Genomic DNA, 21,886 nt, shown 5'->3' with positions numbered 1-21,886 from the left:
CTGCCAGGCTTACACCAATAGGATATACATCTCTTTTCTCGGCATTTGAAATTTTATTTTGAGTTTTAGCACCTTAACGCTCGATAATGTATTCAGAAGACAGCTTTTACTGAGATATAGGTTCTATGTGCACACACATAGTATATACGAGTTTGTTATGACACAGTATCGGCGTGGAAATTCAGTATCCATCCCTGCTTTAGCTCTCACACTGGTACGGATTGCAGTCCGGTCTGAGCCACAGCGGAGCACAGCGACACAGCCGGTCAGAGAAACGGATGTACAGTTGTTAGAAATTGTTTCAGCGGCATGACGGGGCCGCCGATACCGATGGGTCACTCCCGGTTAAACGACGCTGTCCCGTCGCTAAACGCAAGCGACTCGAGATCGGTGACTTCGGCGGCGGCTGGCAACTCATCGACAAGCGGCTCGGAGACGTGGAGCATCGAGAGGTCCTGTGTGGTCTGTATCCAGACGATGCGGACAGTGTCAGGATCGTAGCCGCCGAGCGCGGACAGCGCCGTCCGGATAGCAAACTCGTCGTCCGGCGCAACGAGGGGGAGCTTCGCCTTCGCCGTCGACCCGCTGGTGAGTGCATTCGCGTACGTCTTCTGCAGGTCCAGCTGGTCGAGGGCAGCCTGTCGGGTGATGTCGGCCAGCCCGATGCCGTTGCCGTTGCCCTTCGTCGCCTCGGTGAGCCCGCGGGCGTACAGCAGCTTGATCGACGGCTCGTCGGGGTCCGGCGCGTTGAGGACGCGGTAGCGGCCGATGACGTTCGTGTCCATTCCCGCGCCGGAGACGTCCTTGCCGAGCTCGTCGACGACGAGCAGGTCGATGTCGTCGACCGGGAGCGTCGCCATCTCGTCGTAGGCCTGTTCCAGCAGCGCTGGCTCACGGTCGGTGAACGAGCCCGCTGGAATCGCCTCGACGTGGGCCGTCTCCTCGTGGAAGTTCTCGACCAGCGCCACGCCGCCGACCAGCGGCAGCGCCGACTCAACAACCGGGAGTGCAGCTTCCAGCGTCTCCACGTACCCCTCCTTGATGGCTGTCGAGTGGAACGCCTTCGCGCCGTGTTGCTTGCCCAGCCCGACGACGGTCATCTTCATCAGACCACTCTCGATGCGGCCGCTGTAGTTGGTATGGGGTTTCACCCGGTTCACGACGACCACGGCATCCGCTTCCTGTGCCGCCGTCGAGACGTGGACCGGAAACTCGGTGTCACCGACAGTAACGGTGTCGACCTGTGCAGTGTCCATCCGGGCGTCGATGGGGGCATCCAGGCGTGGTTCGGTGATACCCAGACTCTCCAGCACCTCGCACTGGCCCTCGGGCGTTGCCCCGCCGTGGCTCCCCATCGCCGGGACGACGACCGGCTCGAAGCCCCGATCACGGATATCCGCAACGACAGTCTCGACGATGTCGTCGATACGGTGGATGCCGCGGCTGCCGACGGCGACGGCGACAGTCGCACCGGGTTCCAGCCCGTCGAAGTCGAGCCGGTCGAGTTCGGTCCGCGCCGCGGCAGACGGGTCGTCAACGGCGGCTGTCTCTGGCTCGTACTGGACACGAGCGAAGTCCGGCAGCGGTTGTGGGTCAATGAGGGCGTCCACGTCGCCTCGGTCGGGGAAGTTCATATCGGAGGATCAGTGCCGAGCCATACAAAAACCGGGGTCGCCCAGCTCTATGGTGACCGGGGATACGGACATCGACCCGAACGATCAGGAATGCCTACGACGGCAACCCCCAGACCGGCGCAGTCAGTCCTGCAACAACAGCCGGACGGCGTCGGAAAGCTGGCCGACGCGAGCGGCGTGTTCGAAGGACTCGTCGCGGATACCGTTCGTGACGAGCGCGAACCCGACGTTCAGTTCAGGGTCGCCCCATCCGAAGGAACTCCCGAGGCCGGCGTGGCCGAACATCCGCTCTTTGCTGGCGGCCCCGAACATGTCGGCGGCGAGCCCGCCGGTCCAGACGCCAAGGCCGTAGCGGGCCGGGCGCGACAGCGTGCCGTCGGACTCGGTTTCGGCGTGAGTCGTGGTCGCTTCGTCGACGGTCGCTTCGGTCAGCAGTTGCGTCCCGTCCAGTGACCCGCCGTTGGCGAGACAGGCGTAGAACCGGGCCATGTCCCGTGCCGTACCGATGCCGTTAGCCGCGGGGATCACTGCCCGGCGCATCGCTTCCTGATTGAACGCTCCGGCGTATGCGGCAGGGTCCTCGAGCCCTTCTTCGACGTCGTGACACCGCTCGAACGCTTCGTAGCCGGCCAGAGTCGCCACGTCGTCGGACTCGTCATCCCGCAGACCGATACCGGTGTGGTCCATCCCCAGCGGCTCGAACACGTGCTCCGCGACGTACTCCTCGACCGGCTGGCCGCTACAGCGGCGGATGAGTTCGCCGACCAGCCAGCCGTAGTTGATGACGTGATACGCTGGCGTCGTTCCGGGCTCGAACACAGGTTCGATGTCCTCCATCGCCGCGACGACAGCGTCCCAGTCGCCCCAGCTTTCGTACTGTTCGTCGAACTCACCGAAGGGGAGGCCGGCGGTGTGGCTGAGTACCTGCCGGACTGTAATGGATGCTTTCTGCGTGCCGTCGTCGGCAAACTCCGGCCAGTGCTCGACGACCCGGTCGTCGTAGTCGAGTTCGCCCTGCTCGACGAGCTGGTGCAGGCCGACGCCGGCGAACGGCTTCGTACAGGAGAACAGTACGTGACGCGTCTCGGGCGTCGTTTCGTCGCCGTCGGGGCCCGTAGAACCGCCGGCGAAGTCGACGACGAGGTCGCCGTCGATGTACACCGCCAGCTGTGCGCCGTGGTGCAGTCCGACCTCGAGTTGTCGGTCGAACTGAGCCCGGAGCTGTTCGATGGCGTCTTCGCTGAGTTGTGGCATACCTTGTCTTGGCTCCGGCGAGATAATAGAAGTTAGGTTCTGTTCGGTCGCGGAATCGAGCAGCGGACGGCTACTGATTGCGTTCGAGCTGTCAGACCATCATGGTCGATTATGCGAAACGTTGATGTCACTAAGCGGTCACAACTCCGTATGCTCGAAAACAAGAACGGAACGTCCGAGGTATCGACGACCCGGACGTCGTTCGAGATTCTAGCGCTGATTCGGGACGCGGGAGGCGCGACAATCGCGGACATCCGGGCGGAGACGGGTCTAGCAAAGAGCACGGTGTATCGGCACCTCAAGACGCTGCACGACATGGACTATCTCGTCGAGGAGGACAGGGAGTACCGGCTCTCACTGCGGTTTCTGCAACTCAGCGAACCGCCGCGCATACGGCGGCCGGGCTATCTCGTCGCCAAACAGAAAGTCATCGAGTTGGCGATAGAGACCGACGAGCGAGCCCTGTTTCTGGTCGAGGAGGGGTTCGAGGGCGTGTACCTGCACCGGGCCGGCGGCCGGAATCCGCTCCAGAGCGACACGATGATCGGCAAACGCCGGCCACTGCACGCGCTCGCCGCAGGGAAAGCCATTCTCGCGGAGTGGGCTGACGAACGCATCGAGGAGTTCGTCGAAACCACGCCCCTTGACGGACTGACGGCGAACACGATCACCGACCGGGACGCGCTGTTCGAGGAACTCGAACAGGTCCGCGAGCGGGGTTATGCGACCAATATGTCCGAACACATGGATGGCCTGCGGGCGGCAGGTGTCCCGGTGTACAACCACGAGGACGACCTCATCGGCGCGTTGAGCGTCTTCGGGCCGAATGGCCGGGTGAGCCAGGACGACATCGAATCGACGTACCCCGATCTGCTGGAACGGAAAGCCAGCGAGCTGAAGATCGACCTCACGTACGATTGAGAAGTGCTGTTTCGCGTCGGCCCGGTCGTTCCACATACCGGAATATGTCGGACAGTCCCTACTCGAAGGCCGGGATGCCGGTCAGATCGTGCCCGATAATGAGCGAGTGAATGTCGTGCGTCCCCTCGTAGGTGTAGACTGTTTCGAGGTTCGTCAGGTGCCGCATCGGGGAGTAATCAGCCGTGATGCCGTTGCCGCCAAGCATCTCGCGGGCCACCCGTGACTGCTCGCGGGCCATCCGCGCGTTGTTGCGTTTTGCCATCGACACCTGTTCCGGGCGGAGGTCACCGCGTTCCTTCAGGTCAGCGAGCCGGTGGGCGAGCAACTGGCCCAGCGATATCTGGGTCGCCATCTCCGCGAGCTTCTCCTGCTGGAGCTGATAGCCGGCGATCGGTTTGCCGAACTGCTCGCGGTCGGTGGCGTACTCGTGGGCGGTCTCGAAACAGTCCATCGCGGCCCCCACCGTCCCCCAAGCGATGCCGTAGCGGGCCTGCGTGAGGCAGGACAGCGGCCCCTTCATTCCCTCGACGCCCGGCAGAACGTTCTCCTCGGGGACGCGGGCGTTCTGCAGACTGATCTCACCGGTAATCGATGCCCGCAACGAGAGCTTCTCGTCGATCTTGTTCGTCGTCACGCCGTCACGGTCCGTTTCGACGAGGAAACCCCGCACGGGGTTGCCGTCGGCGGACGTGACTTTTGCCCATACCACTGCGAGGTCGCTGATAGGCGCGTTCGTGATCCATGTCTTCGAGCCGTTCAGGACGTAGCCGTCAGCGTCGCGCTCGGCCGTCGTCTCCATCGCCGACGGGTTCGATCCGTGTTCGGGCTCGGTCAGACCGAAACAGCCCACCCGCTCGCCGCTGCCGAGCGCCGGCAGCCATTCCTCCTTCTGGGCGTCGCTACCGTAGGCGTGAATCGGGTACATGACGAGCGCACCCTGTACGCTGGCCATCGAGCGCAGGCCGCTGTCGCCAGCCTCCAGTTCCTGCAGCAGAAGGCCGTACGCCGTCTCACTGAGCCCCGGAAGGCCGTACCCATCGAGGTTCGGGGCGTAGAACCCGAGTTCGCCCATCTCGGTGATGAGGTCCGTCGGGAACGTGCCGTCGATCCAGTGCTGCCCGACATCCGGCTTGACTTCGTTCTCGACGAAGTCCCGGGCTGTGTCACGGACCATCCGCTCTTCCTCGCCGAGGTCGCCTTCGAGACCGAGGTAATCGATCATATAGGACCTGTGGCCGGGGTTCAATTAAGCGTTTGCCTGGTGCCAAAGTGCTAAAAGTCCGTGGCGCTGTCGATACTATGGAATGTCACAACCAGATAGCCAGACGGCGTGGGACCGACTGTACATCGACGGTGAATGGAGAGACGCTGGCACATCTGAGACGATTCCGGTGACTAACCCCGCGACAGGCGATGAAATCGCGGCGGTACCCGCCGGAACGGAAGGCGATGTCAACGATGCCTATCAGGCCGCCGAGGCGGCCCAGTCCGACTGGGCGGCGCTGTCGCGCGAGGAACGCAACGAGTACGTTCAGGCGATGATCGGGGTAATGCAGGAACGACTCGACGAGATCGTCGAACTGCTCGCGACGGAGTCGGGCAGTGTTCAGGCCAAAGCGACTGCCGAGGCCAACTTCGCCATGGCGGACTTCCAGAGCGCACTGGAAATGGTCCCGCCGGAGGAAGAGGTGCGCGATTCGATGTATCACGAAGACAAGGACCATCACATCGTCCGCGAGCCCGCTGGGGTCGTCGGGATTATTTCGCCGTGGAACTTCCCACTGCACCTCACGACGCGAGCGCTCGGTCCCGCGCTCGCACTGGGGAACACTGTCGTCATCAAGCCCGCAACGGACACGCCGATTACCGGCGGCCTCCTGCTGGCCGACATTGCCGAGGAAGCCGGTCTCCCGGACGGCGTCGTCAACGTCGTCACGGGCCACGGCTCCGACATCGGCGACCGGATGGCCGGCCATCCGACCGCCCGCGTGATGTCGTTCACCGGGTCGACGGCGGTCGGCAGGTCCGTGGCCAGTCAGGCCGGGGACGCGCTCGCGCTCCCGGCGCTTGAACTCGGTGGGAACGGACCGTTCGTCGTCACCGAGGACGCCGATATCGAGGCAGCCGCCAAGGCCGGCTCTGTCGGCGCGTTCGGCCATCAGGGACAGGTGTGTATCTCGATTAACCGCCACCTCGTCCACGAGGATGTCTACGATGAGTACGTCGAGAAGCTCGTCGAACACGCGGAGTCACTGACTATCGGGAACCCGCTGGACGAGGACGTGGAGTTCGGTCCGATCATCAACGAGAGTCAGGTCAAGCAGCTTACCTCGTTCATCGAACAGACTGTCGATGCCGGCGCGACGCTGGAAACAGGCGGCGAGGTCGAGGACCTGTTCCTCGAACCGACCGTCCTCTCGGGGTGTACCAACGATATGTCCGCGGCCTGTAACGAACACTTCGGCCCCGTCGCTCCAGTCATCCCCTTCGAGTCCGACGAGGAAGCCGTCGAACTCGCAAACGACACCGAGTACGGCCTCGCTGCAGGCGTGTACAGCGACGATATCGAACACGGGCGGTCCATCGCCGACCAGATCGACGCCGGGATGGTCCACGTCAACGACCATCCGATTCAGGACGAACCCAACGCCCCGTTCGGCGGGATGAAAAACTCCGGCCTCGGCCGGTACAACGGTGAGTGGATCATGGACGAACTGACCGAGACCAAGTGGATCTCCGTCCAGCACGAAGAGCGCGACTACCAGCTGCTCTAAGCCAGTCGATTCGGGGCCACGGCAGTAACCCACAACAGCGGCTCGGTGTCTCCGGGAACACGAAACTTATGCCCGCTTTCGGCTAGCATCGCCTATGGATACGCCGCGACCAAGCGACCGTTCAGCGGAACCGGTCACCGTGGATTCGATAGCACATGACCTCCGGACGCTGGGTCTCGAACGCGGGGAAACAGTACTGGTCCACGGGTCGCTGTCCGAGCTGGGATGGGTCTGTGGTGGCGCACCAGCGGTGGTAGACGCCCTGCAGCGTGTCGTCACCGAAAGCGGGACGGTAGTGATGCCAACGCACTCACCCGGCAACAGGGACCCCGATAATATGGGGAACCCACCAGTCCCAGACTCGTGGGCCGACACAATTCGCGAGCAGTTCCCACCGTACCGACCAGCAGTGACGCCAACGCAGGGAATGGGTGCAATCGCCGAGTGTTTTCGCACGTATCCAGCTGTCCACCGGAGCGACCACCCACAGCATTCATTCGCCGCATGGGGGACCGACGCCGAGGCCATCGCTGGCGGGCACGCCTACGACTACTCGCTCGGGGAAGCCTCACCGCTGTCAGCGGTCTACGACCGTGCCGGGGGAGTCCTGTTTCTTGGAACCTCACATGCGACAAACACCTCGCTGCACCTCGCTGAGTACCGCGCCGATATCGACGCCGACACGACAAAACACGCCAGTGCCGTACTTGCTGAGGGCGAGCGCGAATGGCGCCAGTGGACGGACATCGAACTCACCGATACGGATTTTCAGGCCTGCGGCGATGCATTCGAGCGTGCACACCCCAGCGCCGTCGAGACGGGGACTGTCGGCGTCGGCGAGTCGAAACTCCTCGCACAACAGCCGATGGTGGACTTCGCTGTCGAGTGGCTGACAGCAAATCGTTCGTAGGTATCAGCGACCACGGAGCAGTGCCGGCGTGTCTCAGAACTCGTCGATAACGGGGATGCCGACCGTCTCGTACTCACCCATCGACGAGAGAGTGGCCGGCACGTCTTCGAGTGCGAGCGTCTCCCCGACGATCTGAGAGGGGTCGAGCGTCCCGGCGTCGATGAGCCGGAACAGTTCGTCGTAGCGAACCGGCGGCATCCCGTAGGAGCCGTGGAAATCGATTTCTTGCAGGGTCATCGTATCCACCGGAAGCGAGATTTCCCCGGCCTCCTCGTCAGTCGTGAGCCCGACCTGCACGTGGGTGCCCTGCTTGCCCAGCGAGCCAACAGCGTTGCGACAAGTCTCCGGGATACCCAGCGCGTCGATTGCCACATCGGCCCCGCCGTCCGTGACTGCGTGAACCTCACCGGGGACGTTGTCCGCCTCGGCAGCGTTGATTGTCGCCGCCGCGCCGAGGTCCCGCGCCCGGTCGAGTTTGCGGTCCTGGACGTCGACCGCAATCGGTTCGGCCCCGAGCGCATCGGCGATATGGACTGCCGAGAGCCCAACGCCGCCACAGCCGTGGATCGCAACGGCGTCGCCCGGCCTGAGGTCCGCCCGGTCGGTCAGCGCGTGGTATGCCGTCATGAACCGACAGCCAAGCCCAGCCATCTCGGTGAAGTCGACTGCGTCCGGCAGCGTGACGCAGTTGAAGTCGGCTTCGCGGACAGGGAACGCCTCGGCGAACGCTCCCGGTGCGGCGTCGAGGAATCCGAGCGGCATCGATGTCTCGCAGATATTAACGTGCCCGCGCTGGCAGTACTGGCACGACCCGTCGCCGAGGTGGAACGGGGCCGTAACGCGGTCCCCCTCGGAGAACTGTTCGACGTCCGCGCCCACGTCGGCGACGATCCCGGCCGGCTCGTGGCCCAGAATCTGCCCGGGACCGGTCTGGATGCCGAACCACTCCCAGTCCCCCTGCCAAGCGTGCCAGTCGCTCCGGCAGACTCCACAGGCTTCTGTCTCGATGACGACCTGGTCCGGCTGGGGCTCCGGATAGGGCACATCCTGAATCGTGAGCGGTTCGCCGTGCTCCTCAATGACAGCTGCTCGCATACCACAAGAGTCACAGGACTATCATAAATACCTATTCACGGGCGGACCTGTTGTGGCTGGCTCAGTGGCGGTGGCTGCACGGTATCGAGAACGCCGCCGTCGAAACGATACCTGACAGCCAGAACGCTCTGCCACGGTATGGCCGAGTTACGTCGCCGGAGCGTTCTCGGCGACGGTTTCGATGACCGACTCGTCGACGTACTCGTCACGGAGCGTCTGCTTGGAGAACTTCCCGGTCGCACCCTTGGGGATCCCGTCGACCAGACGGATGGCGTCGGGGACCCACCACGACGGATACGACTCGGCGACGAGGTCTTTGATTTCCTGCCGGAGCGCGGCTTCGTCGGACACAGCATCGCGTGTAACGACGAACGCGGCGGGGCGTTCGTCCCACCGTTCGTGGGGGACAGGGACAACGGCGGCTTCGACGACCTCGTCGTGACCCATAACCGCGTTTTCGACCTCGACGCTGGCGATCCACTCGCCGCCGCTCTTGACGAGGTCGTCCATCCGGTCGACTACGTCGACGTACCCCTCCGGACTCACCCGGACAATGTCACCGGTCTTGAACCAGCCGTCGTCGGTGACGGCCTGTTCGGTCGCGTCGGGGGCGTTGTAGTACTCCTGTGTGACCCACGGGCCACGCATCCAGAGTTCGCCCAGCGACTCGCCGTCCCAGGGTACTTCCTCGCCGTCGGTGTTGACGACTTTGAACTCCAGTCCGGCAATCGGAAGCCCCGCGGAGTGGCTCCGCAGGTCGAACAGCTCCTCCTCCGGCAGATCGGTCATTCCGGGCTTGGGTTCGTAGGCGTGCGTGACCGGTGACGTTTCGGTCATGCCGTAGCCGGAGATGAGGTCTACATCGAACTCCTGCTTGTAGTCTTCCATCAGCGACCGCGGCGTCGCGGACCCGCCGCTGGTGAAGTACCGAACCGACGAGAAGTCCACGTCGCTCTCGCGGGCGTACTCGAGCAGGTCCATGAAGACGGTCGGGACCGCGGCGGAGACGGTCACGTCCTCTTCCTCGATGAGCTTCGCCAGGTCCTCGGCCGACGGGTTCGGCCCCGGGAGGACCGTCTTGGCTCCGGCAGCGATAGTCGTGAACGGGCGACACCAGCCGCTGACGTGGAACATTGGGACGTACGTCAGTTCCACGTCGTCGGTCTTGATACCGGCCTCGCTGGTCATCAGCGACATGACCTGCGTCCAGTACATCTTCTGGGTGTACTCGACGCCTTTGGGCTTGCCTGTTGTCCCGGACGTGTAGCACATCCCCGCCGGCTGGTCCTCGGGCAGTTGCGGGAAGGAGTAATCGGGGTCGCCGTCGGCGATGAACGATTCGTAGTCGACGACCGGCTCCAGCGACGTTTCGGGGACGGTGTCACCCATCACGATGTACTGCTCGACGGAATCAAAGGCCTCCTCGTCGTAGGCCCCTTCCAGCTTTTCCAGCATGACGGGGTCGACGATGAGGATTTCGTCCTCGGCGTCGGCTACAATGTGTTGAATATGCTCGTCGGGCAGGAGGAGGTTAATCATGTGGACCTGTGCGCCCATGCAGGCGACGCCGTAGTAGGCCTCCTGATGCCAGTGGTTGTTCCAGGCGAACGTCCCGACCCTGTCGCCACGTTCGATACCTGCCTGTTCGAGGGCCGAAGCCAGCTTCCGCACGCGCTCGGCGTACTCCGCTATTGTGTATCGGTGAATCCCCTGATGTGTCCGCGAGACGATCTCGCTGTCGGGGAACACGTTTTCGCCACGCCACAGGAATGACCGGAGGTTGAGTGGTGCACCACCTGGCATACTCCGTGTCAACACACACCGATATGTTAAAACTAGCCCTGCTCGCTGTGGTAACCCTCGGCGTGCCACCCACAGTTCGTGGCCAGCGCTGTCTGAAACTGTGAACCAGCGGTAAATTTATACCGGAACCATGTGAAGCGACCCCATGCAGCGACAACGGAGTGATATCCAGTGAGCGAGTCCGTACTGCTCTCCATCACCGACGGCATCGCCACGCTGACGCTGAACGAACCGGAAACGCGGAACGCACTCACACAGCCCGTATACGACGCCTTGGAGCGCCACCTCGATACCATCGAGACTGCGTCCGATGTTCGGTGTGTCGTCATCGAGGGCACCGGCGAGTCGTTCTCGGCCGGCGGCGACATCGAGGGAATGAGCGAGCGGCTCACGAACGACGACCCGACCGACGACGCCGTCAGCGAACTGGCTCGTCGGACCCGCGACACCATCGCCAGAGTCGTCGCACTGCCGGTCCCGACCGTCGCAAAGGTCGACGGGTCGGCCGTCGGGGCCGGCGCGAACCTCGCTATCGCCTGTGACATCCAGCTGGCGAGCGAGTCGGCCAGCATCGGTTTCGTGTTCCGGCAGGTCGGCCTCAGCGTCGATGCCGGCACATCGTATCTGCTTCCCCGCATTGTCGGGACGAACGTCGCAAAGGAACTCGTATTCACTGGCGAGATACTGGATGCCGAGCGAGCCGCAGAACTGGGCCTGTTCAACCACGTCTACGACTCCGAGTCGTTCGAGTCCGAAGTCGCGGCGACCGTCAGCCGTATCGCCAATGGGCCGACCGTTGCCCTCCGACACTCGAAGCGACTGATTCAGGACGGGCTGGAGAAGTCCTTCGACCGCGCCCAGCGCGACGAGGCGACGGCACAGGGCATCGTCTTCGAGACGGCCGACCACGAGGAGGGTGTCGAGGCGTTCCTGACCGACCGCCGACCGGAGTTCGTCGGACGGTGACACGACCCGCAGTTTTTCATAACAGGGCGGTGAAGCAGGTGCCATGACGGAACGCAGCAGCGACTACTACCAACGGCTGGTCGACGAGGACGCCCTCGAATCGTTTTTCACGAGGGAAATAGGCCCGGTCGAGACGTTCGACGTTGCGCGCCACGAGCAAGGCCACTCCAACGAGACACTGTTTGTCACCTGGGGCGACCGGGAACTGGTCGTCAGGCGGCCTCCACCCGGTCAAACCGCCGAGACGGCCCACGACGTGTTGCGGGAGTATCGCGTCATCGACGCGCTACAGGACACAGCTGTGCCGGTCCCGCCGACGGTGACAGCCTGTGATGACCACGAGGTCATCGGGAGCGATTTCTACGTCATGGCCCGCGTCGAGGGGACCGTCATCCGAGACGAAGAACCGGAGCGCTTCGCGAACGACGACGCCCGAGAGGCCGTCGGCACCGAACTGGTGGACACCCTCGCGGCCATCCACGAAGTGGACCCCGAATCCGTCGGCCTGTCCGGCCTCGGCCGTGCGAAAGGGTATGCAAAGCGGCAGGTCACGCGCTGGGGGAAACAACTGGCGTGGGCGTTCGAACGGACGGCCGAGTCCCGCACTGTCCCGAAACTGGAGCGGGTCGGCTCGTGGCTGCAGGACGAGTGCCCTGACGACCACCCCAAGACACTGGTGCATGGCGATTACAAGCTCGACAACGTGATGTTCGGCCCCGGTGCTGACCCCGAACTCGCCGCTGTCTTCGACTGGGAGATGGCGACACTGGGCGACCCACGGGCCGACCTCGGCTGGCTGCTCTCGTACTGGCGCGACGCCAAGGACCCCGAGCCGGAGATTCCCGACCTCGCAATGGAGTTTATCGAAGCGCCGGGGTATCCGACCCGGCAAGACCTGGTCGACCGCTGGGAAGCCCAGACCGGCCTGACTTTCGAACACGAGCGGTTCTACCGCACGCTCGCCGTGTACAAGCTCGCCGCCCTTGGTGAGATGTTCTACCGCCGCTATCTGGAGGGCAACGCCGACGACCCGTTCTACCCGCTGATGGAGGACCGCGTCCCCGCGCTGGCCAACCGTGCGGTTCGGATTATTGAGGGCGACGAACCGCTCTAACAGAGACAAAATAAGCGCCGATTTTCGTGTCGAAGTCCCCGTAGATGGCATCGGAGTCCTCATACACAGCCCACCGGGCTTTCTGGCTGGGAATAATCCTCGTCGTCCCACGAGACACAGTCGATACTATGGGGATGATTGATATGTGTTGCAACAGACACTACACGTATGCGAGCTGACCAGCCAGAGATAGCGACAGTTGCAGTGCTCGGTGCGGGAACGATGGGCCACGGCATCGCCGAGGTCGCGGCAATCGCCGGCTACGATGTCGTGCTGCGTGACATCGATGCAGTCATCGTCGAAGACGGCTACGACGAAATCGAGTGGTCGCTCGAAAAGCTCGCCGAGAAGGGACGACTCGACGAGGACCCCGACGACGTGGCGGCGCGGGTCGCGACGACGACCGATCTTGAGGCGGCAGTGAGCGACGCGGATCTGGTCATCGAGGCCGGCCCGGAACAGCTCTCGGTGAAACAGGACATCTTCGAGTCCGTCGACGCCGCAGCGCCCGCGGATGCACTGTTGGCGACGAACAGCTCCTCGCTGTCCATTACAGAGATTGCCGCAGCGACGGAGCGGCCGGAATCGGTGCTGGGTCTGCACTTCTTCAATCCGCCGGTGAAGATGGACCTCGTCGAAGTCATCTACGGCAAGGCAACGACCGACGAGACAGCCCAGCGCGGCTACGAGTTCATCGAATCGCTCGGCAAGACGCCGATATACGTCCGCAAGGACGTGCGTGGGTTTGTCGTCAACTCCGTCCTCGGGCCGTTCATGAGCGAGCCGGCCTGGATGGTCTCGGCGGGCGAGGCGACCATCCGGCAGGCCGATGCCGCGATGGTCCACGAGCGGGGCTACCCGATGGGCCCGTTCGAACTCGGCGACCTGACCGGCATCGACATCGGCTACCACGTCCGGACGGAGGCCGGGAGGCCGGTCCCGCCCATCATGGCGGAGAAAGTCGAGAACGGGAACCTTGGCCGCAAGACCGGCGAGGGCTACTACGACTACGACGACGGGGACGGCTCGGACTACGTCCCTGAAGACAGCGAGGGGTTCGATCACCGCCGCGTCGAGGCAGTGATGGCGAACGAGGCCGCAAAGCTCGTCGGCGACGACGTGGCGACGGCGGAGGCCATCGACACGGGGATGCAACTCGGCGCGGGCTTCCCCGAGGGAACCTGCCGGCGGGCCGACGACATCGGTCTCGACGGCTCAATTGAATCCACAGACGGCGCCGGGATAGGTCGTTAGAATCACGGGTATGAAGCGGGAGAGTAATGTTATGCACAACACCCTCTTCCGCTTCGTGAAGCAAGTGGCTTCGCTCGCTCAAAAGCTTACTGACGCTGCGCTGATGGAACTGAGTGATCCAGCCGGCAACGGGTTTGCCGGCTGGAAGCACGCAGTCTTGCTCTATCTGCGCGAACACATGAGCGCGGAGTACGAGGAAATCATCGACTGGGCCGAAGAGATGGAACGTGTTCGAGCGGTATTGAATCTTCAACGCGGGGAGTTTCCCGCGCCTTCGACGCTGTGTAAGGCGTTCAAACGGGCATCGATGACTGTCTGGCGACAGCTGCTCCGCCGGTCGGCGGAGCTGCTGGACCAGAATGGTCACGCCGCAATTGATGCCACCTACTTCGACCGTCAGCAGGCATCGTCTCACTACTTGCGACGGATTGATCGTTCCGTCAAAACGATCCAGACGACGTTTCTCGTAGATACAGCTGAGGGAGCAATTCTTGACTTACACTGCAGCACGAAGTGGCCTGACGAAACCAAGATCGGCCCGAAGGTCGCCCTGCGGAACGCGGGCGACCTTCGAAGCTTGGCCGCTGACAAAGGCTATGATGACATGAGCTTCCGTGAGGAGCTTCGAAACGCCGGGATTCGTCCGCTGATAAAGCACCGTGTTTTCGCTCCTTACGATCACGCACACAACGCCCGAATAGACGACGAGCTCTATGGTCAGCGATCACAGACCGAGTCCGTCAACTCCTCAATCAAGCGCTCGCACGGCTCCGCCGTCCGAGCGCGTGACTGGTTCCGCCAGTTCCGGGAGATAACGCTCATAGCCGGCGTTTACAACGTGGAGCAGGCAATTGAACGCTGAAACGCCGAAATTCGCCGGATTCAATTGAGCCGTCTCGACACCATCCTCGAAAAACTCCGAGCGCTCTCCGACGAACACAGTGACGACCGCTACGAGCCGGCCGACTACCTCGTCGAACTCGTCGAGGCCGGCCACACCGGCACGGAAGCGGGCCGGGGCTTCCACGAATACAGCACTGGCGACCGGCCGGGCGACTACCACACCATCAACTGGGAACTCGACGACGATGGCCTGCTGGAAGTGGAACTCGACCGCCCGTCGCGGATGAACGCTATCAGCGAAACCCTCGCGGACGAGGTCGTTGACCTGCTCTCGTCGGTCGACGAGGATGACGTCCGGGCCGTCGTGTTCGAAGGGGCCGGCAACCGTGCCTTCTCCGCCGGGGCCGACATCTCCGGCTTTGCGGACCGCGACCCCGCACAGACTTCGGAACCGACGGAAGTGTTCACGACCGTCGCGGAGTATCCCCGACCGACGCTGGCGCGCATCGACGGTTACTGTCTCGGGGCGGGCCTGGAGCTTGCCCTCGCCTGTGACCTCCGGCTGGCGACGACCGACTCGGAGTTCGGCTTCCCCGAAATCACGCTCGGCCTGCTTCCCGGCGGCGGTGGGACACAGCGCGCGATCCGAATGTTGACCGACGCCCGGGCGAAGGAACTCGTGTTCCGCGGCGAGCACATCTCCGCCGAGCGGGCGGCCGACTGGGGACTCATCAACCGGACCGTCGACGCCGACGAGTTCGATGACGTGGTCGGGGAGTTCGTCGATGACCTCGTTTCAGGGCCGCCGATTGCCCTGCGGAAGGCCAAGCGCGTGATGAACGAGGGGGCCGACGAGAATCTCGACGCCGGCCTCGAAATGGAGAGCCAGGCCTTTGCGCTCCTGTTGACCACTGACGACGTAGCGGAAGGGACGGCGGCCTTTGCAGCCGACCGCGAACCGGAGTTCGAGGGAGAGTAGCGGCCGTTGCCGCTGACGGCTCTGCCCTACTCGCGGTAGCGACGGACTGGCTCCAGCTCGTCGCTGTCCACGTCCTCGAACGCCTCGCGGGCGATGGTCCGAAGATGGACCTCGTCGGCCCCGTCGACGATGCGGAACGTCCTGACCAGTTCATAGAAGTCCGCAAGCGGGAGGTCCCGGCCGATGCCGTTGCCGCCACAGAACTGGACCGCGGTGTCGATGGCGTCCTGTGTCGCCCGGGCGGCGAACACCTTGCTCATCGACACCTCGACGCGGGCTTCCTTTCCGGCGGCGATGGCGTCCGCGGCGGCCCGGACCAGCGCCCGCGCGGCCTGAATCTGTGTCTCCTGTTCAGCGATTTCAAAGCGGACGTGCTGTTTGTCGGCCACGGAGTCGCCGAAGGCCTGCCGTTCGGTGGTGTAGGCCTTGGCGATGGACAGCGCCCGTTCGGCCATCCCCGAGAAACGCATGCAGTGGGTGAGCCGCGCCGGGCCGAGCCGTTGCTGGACGTGCTGGAAGCCGTTGCCTTCCTCGCCCAGGAGGTGTTCTTCGGGGACGCGAACGCCGTTGAACTCGATTTCGGCGTGGCCCTTCGGGTCACCCTGGCTGCCCATATGCGGGACGTTCCGAACGATGTCCACGCCGTCGGCGTCGGCCGGGACGATGAACACTGAACACCCTTCATACGGGTGCACGTCCTCGTCCGTCCGGGCAAAGACGAGCAGGATGTCGGCGTCGACGCCACCGGTCGTCCACCACTTGTGGCCGTCGATGACCCACTCGTCACCCTCCTTCTGTGCCGTGGTGCGTATCATCTTCGGGTCAGAGCCCGCGCCCTGCATCGGCTCGGTCATCGCAAAGCCCGACTGAATCTCACCCTCGACGAGCGGGTCGAGGTACTCCGATTTCTGGAGGTCAGTCCCTTGCATCTCCAGCAGGTGCATATTCCCCTCGTCGGGCGCGTCGACGCGCATCGCAAGTGGACCGAGCAGACTCCGACCGGCTTCTTCGAACGTCGGCAACACGTCCCGGAAGTCATAGCCCATCCCGCCGTGCTCTTCAGGAATCTGTGGGGCGTACACGTCGTACTCCCGTGCGGCAGCGCGGAGGTCACGGACTGTTGCATCGGAGATGGCCGTCCCGCCCGCGAGTTCTCGCTCCCGCGGAATGACGACCTCGTCCATCAACGCTCGGGAACGCTCGGCGAGTGCAGTCGCGGCCTCGGAATCGGTGAACGATATCATGGCACATTCTCGTTCTCGCACGTCGACATCATAAGTGTTGGAGCACAGCGAACGCGTGGTCGGTTGTTTATTTCCCGGCGCTGTGCTCCGACACGCCCACCGCGACGCATCCGGGAGACGCCGGGCGTCGGCGGTAGTTTCATACCCGGGCCAGTCCAAGCCGCTGCCGTGAGCGAGAGTCCAGACGTTGAGGCCGTCTTCTGGGACATCGGGGGCGTCATCCTTCGGATGGCGTCCGTCCGGGCGGCCCACCGCGAGTTTGTCGACCGCCTGTGTGCCGAGTACCCGGCGACTGGGGATTCCGACGCGGCCCTCGAACAATGGCGGGATGTCCTCGGAACGTACTTCGGTGAACGCGAAGGGACAGCGTTCCGGCCAGCCCGCGAGGGCTACCGGCGGGCAATCGATGAGATTCTGACAGTCAGTCCCGAGAAAACCGAGTGGGAAGCACTGTTTCAGGAAATCCGTACCGAACAGGTCGAGCCCAACTCCGACGCCGTCGCGGCCATCGAGGACTTGGCAGACGCGCCGCTCCATCAGGGCGTCATCAGCGATGTAGACGACGACGAGGGCAAGGAACTGTTGCGGACCTTCGGCGTCTGGGACGCGATGGATTCGTACACCGCTTCGGAAGCCGTCGGTCGAACCAAGCCTGACCCGGCGATGTTCGAAACGGCGCTCGGGAAGGCCGGGGTCGAACCGGCACAGGCCGTGATGGTCGGTGACCGCTACGAGCACGATATGGGCGGCGGGACACGGGCCGGGTTGTGGACGGTCGCCTACGGGGCCGAGGACGGACCCGCCGTGGATATCGCCTTCGACGACCTCCGAGAGCTGCCGGACTGGCTTGGCGTCTTGGAGTGAAACTGCGGCTTCGACCGTCGGTACTGGAACTCCCCGCGCTCAGATGTCAGGCGTCTCTTCGAGCCGTGGGACGCCGGCGGCGGTGATGGTCTGACCGACGATGTACGACGACGCCGGGCTGGCAAGGAACAGCGCGATGTCGGCGATTTCCTCCGAGAGGCCGATACGCCGCTCGACGGCCTCACGGTCGATGTTGTCGGCGCTGACGCCCATCTGTGACTCCACGCCCGGCGTGGCGACGAACCCCGGCGCGATGCAGTTGATTCGGATGTCTCGGTCAGCCCACTCCGCCGACAGCGTGGACGTGAGATTGCTGACGCCGGCCTTGGCAGCCCCGTAGTGGCTCATATACGGCGCGCCCTGTTCCCCGGCGACGCTGGAGAGATTGATGACCGTCCCACCGCCGTCCGCGGCCAGCGCGTCCCCGGCCGCCTGTGTGCAGTGGTAGGTCCCGTGAAGGTTGATGTCGACGATGGTTTTCCAGCCGTTCTCGCTGATGTCGTCGAACCCAGACATGAAGCTCGCGCCGGCGTTGTTCACGAGCACGTCCAGTCCGCCGAACTCGTCGACGGTCGCTTCCACCAGCGCCTCGACGGCCTCGCGGTCTGTCACGTCGCATTCGATAGCGACCGCCTCACCGGGCCGGTCGCTATCGTTGATTTCGTCGGCCACCGGTCCGACGTTGTCCTGCTCGCGCGAGCAGACAACCACGCCGGCCCCGTCGGCCGCGAACTCCTCTGCGATTGCCCGGCCGATGCCGCTCGATGCACCCGTGATAATCGCCCGCTGATTCTCCAGGCGAAACCGCTCCGTGTGTGGCTTTGACATCGCATCAGACATCTCGGGCATCCGCAATAAAGCTACGTCCTGAGTGCTCTCTGCCGGGTTCCGTTGAATATAGTTGAACAGTCAGAGCAGCCTGTAACCGCTACGTCTCCCTGTGGCAGTGCCGAGAGTAACCGGCGAGCCCCGGTAGCATTAACACCGGTGCGGGACACGGTGACGATGTGTATGTCCAGCAACAGTAGCAGACTGCAGTCCCGGGGCCAGCGGGTGCGAACGCGGCAGTGGCGACTCGACCAGCAACCGAAGCGCTGTCCCACGAGCACCTGCAGGAGCCGGTAAGATGGCCGGCGAGTTCGACACGGTCGATGTTGGCGATAGCTTCACCACCTCGGGACGGACCATCACCGAGGCCGACGTGGTCAACTTCGCGGGTGTCAGCGGGGATTTCAATCACCTCCACACGAACGCCGAGCGGATGGCCGACTCGGGGTACGGCGAGCGTATCGCCCACGGCGCGCTGGTGTTTTCAGTCGTCACTGGCCTCCTGTGGCAGGCCCGTGACGAGGCCGAAAAGCGGCACATGGTCGCGTTCTACGGTATCGACCGGCTTCGGTTCATCAAGCCGGTGTTCCTGGGAGAGACCATTCACGTCGAGGCCGAGATTGTCGACACCGAACGGCGGGACCACCCGGTTGCGACGGGCGTCGTCCGAACCGAAGTCACCGCCGTGAATCAGGCCGACGACGCTGTCTTTTCGGCCGAGTTCCTGACGCTCCGGCGGTAGGCCGACTGTCGAATCAGTGGCAGCGTCGGCAGTCCGTCTATCGTGGCCTCACAGCACGCGGTCGGCAATGATGTTCTTCTGTATCTCGCTGGTCCCCTCGTATATCTTGGTGATTCGGGCATCCCGATAGTACCGCTCGACGTTGTGGTCGGTGACGTAGCCGGCCCCACCGTGGACCTGAATCGCCTCGTCGGCCACGTCGACGGCGTGTTCGCTGGCGAACAGCTTTGCCATGCTGGCCAGCTTTGTCGCCACATCGAGGTTGCCCGAATCGATGGCGCTGGCGGCACGATAGGTAAGCGACCGCGCAGCCTCGACGTTGGTGGCCATCTCCGCAACCTTGTGTTCGATGGCCTGGAACTCGCTGATTGGCTGGCCGAACTGCTCGCGCTCGTTCGCGTACCGAATCGAATCGTCGAGAGCGGCCTGAGCGGTGCCGACGGCTTGCGCGGCGACATTCGCTCGCCCGCTCGCGAAGAAGTCCATCAGTTGGTAGAAGCCAGCGCCCGCTTCTCCGATGAGGTTCTCCTCGGGCACGCGAACGTCGTCGATGATGATTTCGGCCAGATCCGACGCGCGGATGCCGAGCTTGTTGTCGATTTTCTCGGCCTGCAGGCCGTCGGTGTCCGTCGGCACGAGGAACGCGCTGATGCCCTCGTGGCCGGCGTCGGGGTCAGTCTTGGCCATCACGACCATCACGTCGGCGACAGTTCCGTTCGTAATCCACATCTTATTGCCGTTAAGGACCCAGCCGTCGCTGTCGCGTTCGGCGTAGGTCTCGATACCAGCCACGTTCGAGCCGTGGGCGGGTTCGCTGATAGCGCTGGCACACGCCGACTCGCCGCTGGTGATGCGCGGCAGCCACGTCTCTTTCATCCACTCGTCGCCGTACTTCTGAATCATGCTCGACCCGAAGCCACGGGAGCCGATGGCGCTCCCGATACCCGGGTCGGCACGCCAGAGTTCCTCGGTGACGACGACGCCGGTGAGGCTGTCCATCCCCGCGCCGCCGTACTTCTCGGGGACTTCCGGCGCGATGAGGTCGTACTGTGCCGCCTGCTCCATCAGTTCCGCCGGGTAGCGTTTCTCCCTATCGCATTCCTTTCCGAGCGGCTCGATTTCGTTCTCGCCGAATTCGCGCACCGCTTCTCGGACTGCCGTCTGCTCGGCCGTCAAGCTAAACGCCATATTCGATGTGTGACGGCCACCCAAATATAGATTTGGTCGAATTCTCCCGCATCTTTAATGTGTATGGTTTGGAACGTGGTACCACCCACCGAGGGTAGACCATGGCAGACCCAACGAGCACACCCAGCGACAGGAGCACAGCATATACCAACAGCATCGGTCGGCGGTCATTCATCAGAGCGGCCGGGGCGAGCGCGGCACTCGGACTGTTCGCCGGCTGCAGCGGTGACGGCGGCGGTGGTGGGGAGAACCCCGATGGAGGTGGTGGCATCTCCGAGACGGTCACCATCGGCCACCTCGCACCGCTGAACAACCCGCTCGGCGTTGGCTCGAAGCGGTCGGCGGAGATGGCGGTCGCCGAAATCAACGACGACGGTGGTATCGCCGACCAGACCGTCGAACTCGTTACGAAGGACACGCGGGCGTCGCCGTCCGAGGCGCGCACCGTCGCAGGCGAGTTGGTCCGACAGGAGGAAGTCGACGCCATCGTCGGCACGTTCTCCAGCGAGGTGACTCAGTCTATTATGGACCTCGTGTCGGAGTTCAACACGCCGTTTCTGGTCACCGGCTCCGCCGCACCAAGCACCATCACGGAGTTCGTCGCGTCCGACTACGAGCGCTACAAGAACACGTTCCGGGTCGGGCCGGTGAACTCCCACTTCCAGGCGGAGGTCATCAGCCAGTACGCCAGCCACCTCTCGGACCGCCATGGCTGGAACACGTTCGCCGTCGTCGCCGACGACGCGGAGTGGACGACGGTGTTCCGGAACCGGCTGGTCGACCTGCTGAAGGAGGCGGACTTGGACGTGCCGATGGTGAACGGGCTGGCAACGGATACTACCTCTTTCGGGTCGGTGCTTGACGATGTGGACGCGGCGGGCGCGGACGCGATGTTCCGCTTCTTCGCACACATCAACGGCGGGCCGATGGCGGCCCGCTGGGCACAGGGCGAGTACAAGTTCGGCATCGAGGGAGTGCACGTCGCGTCGATGCTGCCGGCGTACTACCAACTCACCGAAGGCGCGGCGGCCTACGAGACGACGACACAGTCCGGCGCGGCGGGTGTCACCGACATCACGTCGAAGACGGTCCCGTTCACGGAGGCGTACATGGAGGCGTACGGCGACGCCGATGACCCGCCGAGCAAGCCGATGTACATGGGCTTTGTGACCTACGACGCGATACACGTCTTCAAGAACGCCGCCGAGCGCGCCGGTACCGTCGACCAGGAGAACAACCTCGATACAATTGTCGACGCGCTGCTCCAGACTGACTTCACCGGTGTGGCCGGGCAAATCCAGTTCTACGGGGCCGACGAGACGTACGCCCACGACCTCCGAGAAGAGCGGGACAGTGACGGCATCATCACGAACTACCCGCTTACCCAGTGGCGCGAGGGTGGGTCTCTGGAGTGCGTCTACCCGGAGGGCTTACAGACAGCCGAACACGCCGCGCCGCCGTGGATGGGGTGAA

The 21,886-nt window shown here is 63.7% G+C and carries 17 protein-coding genes and 2 pseudogenes; 11 read left to right on the top strand and 8 right to left on the bottom strand.

Annotated elements, in window-relative coordinates:
- Window positions 1-335: 335 nt before the first annotated feature.
- Both BDK61_RS05560 and BDK61_RS05555 read right to left on the bottom strand, forming a co-directional pair.
- On the bottom strand, window positions 336-1,634 hold the full coding sequence (locus BDK61_RS05560; RefSeq protein WP_121302532.1) for a DUF362 domain-containing protein: 1,299 nt from the start codon (window positions 1,632-1,634) through the stop codon (window positions 336-338).
- A gap of 123 nt (window positions 1,635-1,757) precedes the next feature.
- Window positions 1,758-2,888, bottom strand: coding sequence for a serine hydrolase domain-containing protein (locus BDK61_RS05555; protein ID WP_121302530.1), 1,131 nt, complete (start codon window positions 2,886-2,888; stop codon window positions 1,758-1,760).
- 150 nt (window positions 2,889-3,038) lie between these two features.
- Here BDK61_RS05555 and BDK61_RS05550 point away from each other — a divergent pair, with 150 nt between their 5' ends.
- On the top strand, window positions 3,039-3,809 hold the full coding sequence (locus BDK61_RS05550) for an IclR family transcriptional regulator (protein WP_121303900.1): 771 nt from the start codon (window positions 3,039-3,041) through the stop codon (window positions 3,807-3,809).
- A 58-nt stretch (window positions 3,810-3,867) separates the two neighbouring features.
- Here BDK61_RS05550 and BDK61_RS05545 read toward each other — a convergent pair whose 3' ends face one another.
- Entirely contained in the window at window positions 3,868-5,031 is a 1,164-nt protein-coding gene (locus BDK61_RS05545; protein WP_004958220.1) for an acyl-CoA dehydrogenase family protein, read from the bottom strand.
- Between the two features lie 82 nt (window positions 5,032-5,113).
- Between BDK61_RS05545 and BDK61_RS05540 the strand changes: the two genes are divergently transcribed.
- Window positions 5,114-6,583: an aldehyde dehydrogenase family protein gene (locus BDK61_RS05540; RefSeq protein WP_121302528.1), complete on the top strand. Its 1,470-nt coding sequence runs from the start codon at window positions 5,114-5,116 to the stop codon at window positions 6,581-6,583.
- Window positions 6,584-6,677: 94 nt separating this feature from the next.
- Complete coding sequence (locus BDK61_RS05535) at window positions 6,678-7,493, top strand: aminoglycoside N(3)-acetyltransferase (protein WP_121302526.1); 816 nt, start codon at window positions 6,678-6,680, stop codon at window positions 7,491-7,493.
- 33 nt (window positions 7,494-7,526) lie between these two features.
- Here BDK61_RS05535 and BDK61_RS05530 read toward each other — a convergent pair whose 3' ends face one another.
- Together BDK61_RS05530 and BDK61_RS05525 are read right to left on the bottom strand one after the other, a co-directional pair.
- Window positions 7,527-8,588, bottom strand: a complete 1,062-nt coding sequence (locus tag BDK61_RS05530) for a zinc-dependent alcohol dehydrogenase family protein (protein WP_121302524.1) — start codon at window positions 8,586-8,588, stop codon at window positions 7,527-7,529.
- 147 nt (window positions 8,589-8,735) lie between these two features.
- On the bottom strand, window positions 8,736-10,391 hold the full coding sequence (locus BDK61_RS05525) for a long-chain-fatty-acid--CoA ligase (RefSeq protein ID WP_004958228.1): 1,656 nt from the start codon (window positions 10,389-10,391) through the stop codon (window positions 8,736-8,738).
- Between the two features lie 171 nt (window positions 10,392-10,562).
- On the opposite strand from BDK61_RS05525, the gene BDK61_RS05520 reads away from it, so the two are divergent.
- The 5 genes and pseudogenes from BDK61_RS05520 to BDK61_RS05500 form a co-directional block, all read left to right on the top strand.
- On the top strand, window positions 10,563-11,357 hold the full coding sequence (locus tag BDK61_RS05520) for an enoyl-CoA hydratase/isomerase family protein (protein ID WP_121302522.1): 795 nt from the start codon (window positions 10,563-10,565) through the stop codon (window positions 11,355-11,357).
- A gap of 43 nt (window positions 11,358-11,400) precedes the next feature.
- On the top strand, window positions 11,401-12,471 hold the full coding sequence (locus BDK61_RS05515) for a phosphotransferase family protein (RefSeq protein ID WP_121302520.1): 1,071 nt from the start codon (window positions 11,401-11,403) through the stop codon (window positions 12,469-12,471).
- Between the two features lie 168 nt (window positions 12,472-12,639).
- Window positions 12,640-13,695, top strand: a pseudogene (locus BDK61_RS05510) (3-hydroxyacyl-CoA dehydrogenase NAD-binding domain-containing protein); the annotation flags it as partial.
- Between the two features lie 40 nt (window positions 13,696-13,735).
- Entirely contained in the window at window positions 13,736-14,587 is an 852-nt protein-coding gene (locus BDK61_RS05505; RefSeq protein ID WP_121301968.1) for an IS5-like element ISHma10 family transposase, read from the top strand.
- Window positions 14,588-14,620: 33 nt separating this feature from the next.
- Window positions 14,621-15,547, top strand: a pseudogene (locus tag BDK61_RS05500) (enoyl-CoA hydratase-related protein); the annotation flags it as partial.
- Window positions 15,548-15,573: 26 nt separating this feature from the next.
- On the opposite strand, the gene BDK61_RS05495 reads toward BDK61_RS05500, so the two are convergent.
- Entirely contained in the window at window positions 15,574-16,791 is a 1,218-nt protein-coding gene (locus tag BDK61_RS05495; RefSeq protein ID WP_121302518.1) for an acyl-CoA dehydrogenase family protein, read from the bottom strand.
- Between the two features lie 168 nt (window positions 16,792-16,959).
- Here BDK61_RS05495 and BDK61_RS05490 point away from each other — a divergent pair, with 168 nt between their 5' ends.
- Complete coding sequence (locus tag BDK61_RS05490) at window positions 16,960-17,655, top strand: HAD family hydrolase (RefSeq protein WP_121302516.1); 696 nt, start codon at window positions 16,960-16,962, stop codon at window positions 17,653-17,655.
- A 39-nt stretch (window positions 17,656-17,694) separates the two neighbouring features.
- Here the strand turns inward: BDK61_RS05490 and BDK61_RS05485 are convergent, their stop codons facing one another.
- The gene (locus tag BDK61_RS05485) at window positions 17,695-18,504 is read right to left on the bottom strand and encodes an SDR family NAD(P)-dependent oxidoreductase (RefSeq protein WP_121302514.1); all 810 of its coding nucleotides are present in this window, start codon (window positions 18,502-18,504) and stop codon (window positions 17,695-17,697) included.
- A 277-nt stretch (window positions 18,505-18,781) separates the two neighbouring features.
- Here BDK61_RS05485 and BDK61_RS05480 point away from each other — a divergent pair, with 277 nt between their 5' ends.
- A complete protein-coding gene (locus BDK61_RS05480) occupies window positions 18,782-19,225 on the top strand; it encodes a MaoC family dehydratase (RefSeq protein ID WP_011223968.1) in 444 nt (147 codons plus the stop codon).
- A 48-nt stretch (window positions 19,226-19,273) separates the two neighbouring features.
- Here the strand turns inward: BDK61_RS05480 and BDK61_RS05475 are convergent, their stop codons facing one another.
- The gene (locus BDK61_RS05475; RefSeq protein ID WP_121302513.1) at window positions 19,274-20,413 is read right to left on the bottom strand and encodes an acyl-CoA dehydrogenase family protein; all 1,140 of its coding nucleotides are present in this window, start codon (window positions 20,411-20,413) and stop codon (window positions 19,274-19,276) included.
- A gap of 101 nt (window positions 20,414-20,514) precedes the next feature.
- On the opposite strand from BDK61_RS05475, the gene BDK61_RS05470 reads away from it, so the two are divergent.
- On the top strand, window positions 20,515-21,885 hold the full coding sequence (locus BDK61_RS05470) for an ABC transporter substrate-binding protein (protein ID WP_121302512.1): 1,371 nt from the start codon (window positions 20,515-20,517) through the stop codon (window positions 21,883-21,885).
- Window position 21,886: the final 1 nt, after the last annotated feature.

The sequence above is a fragment of the Haloarcula quadrata genome, assembly GCF_003634715.1.
In the GTDB taxonomy this organism is placed as follows: Archaea; Halobacteriota; Halobacteria; order Halobacteriales; family Haloarculaceae; genus Haloarcula; species Haloarcula marismortui.
The sequence above is the reverse complement of the archived record's forward strand: the minus strand, read 5'-3'. Positions and strand labels throughout refer to the sequence as shown.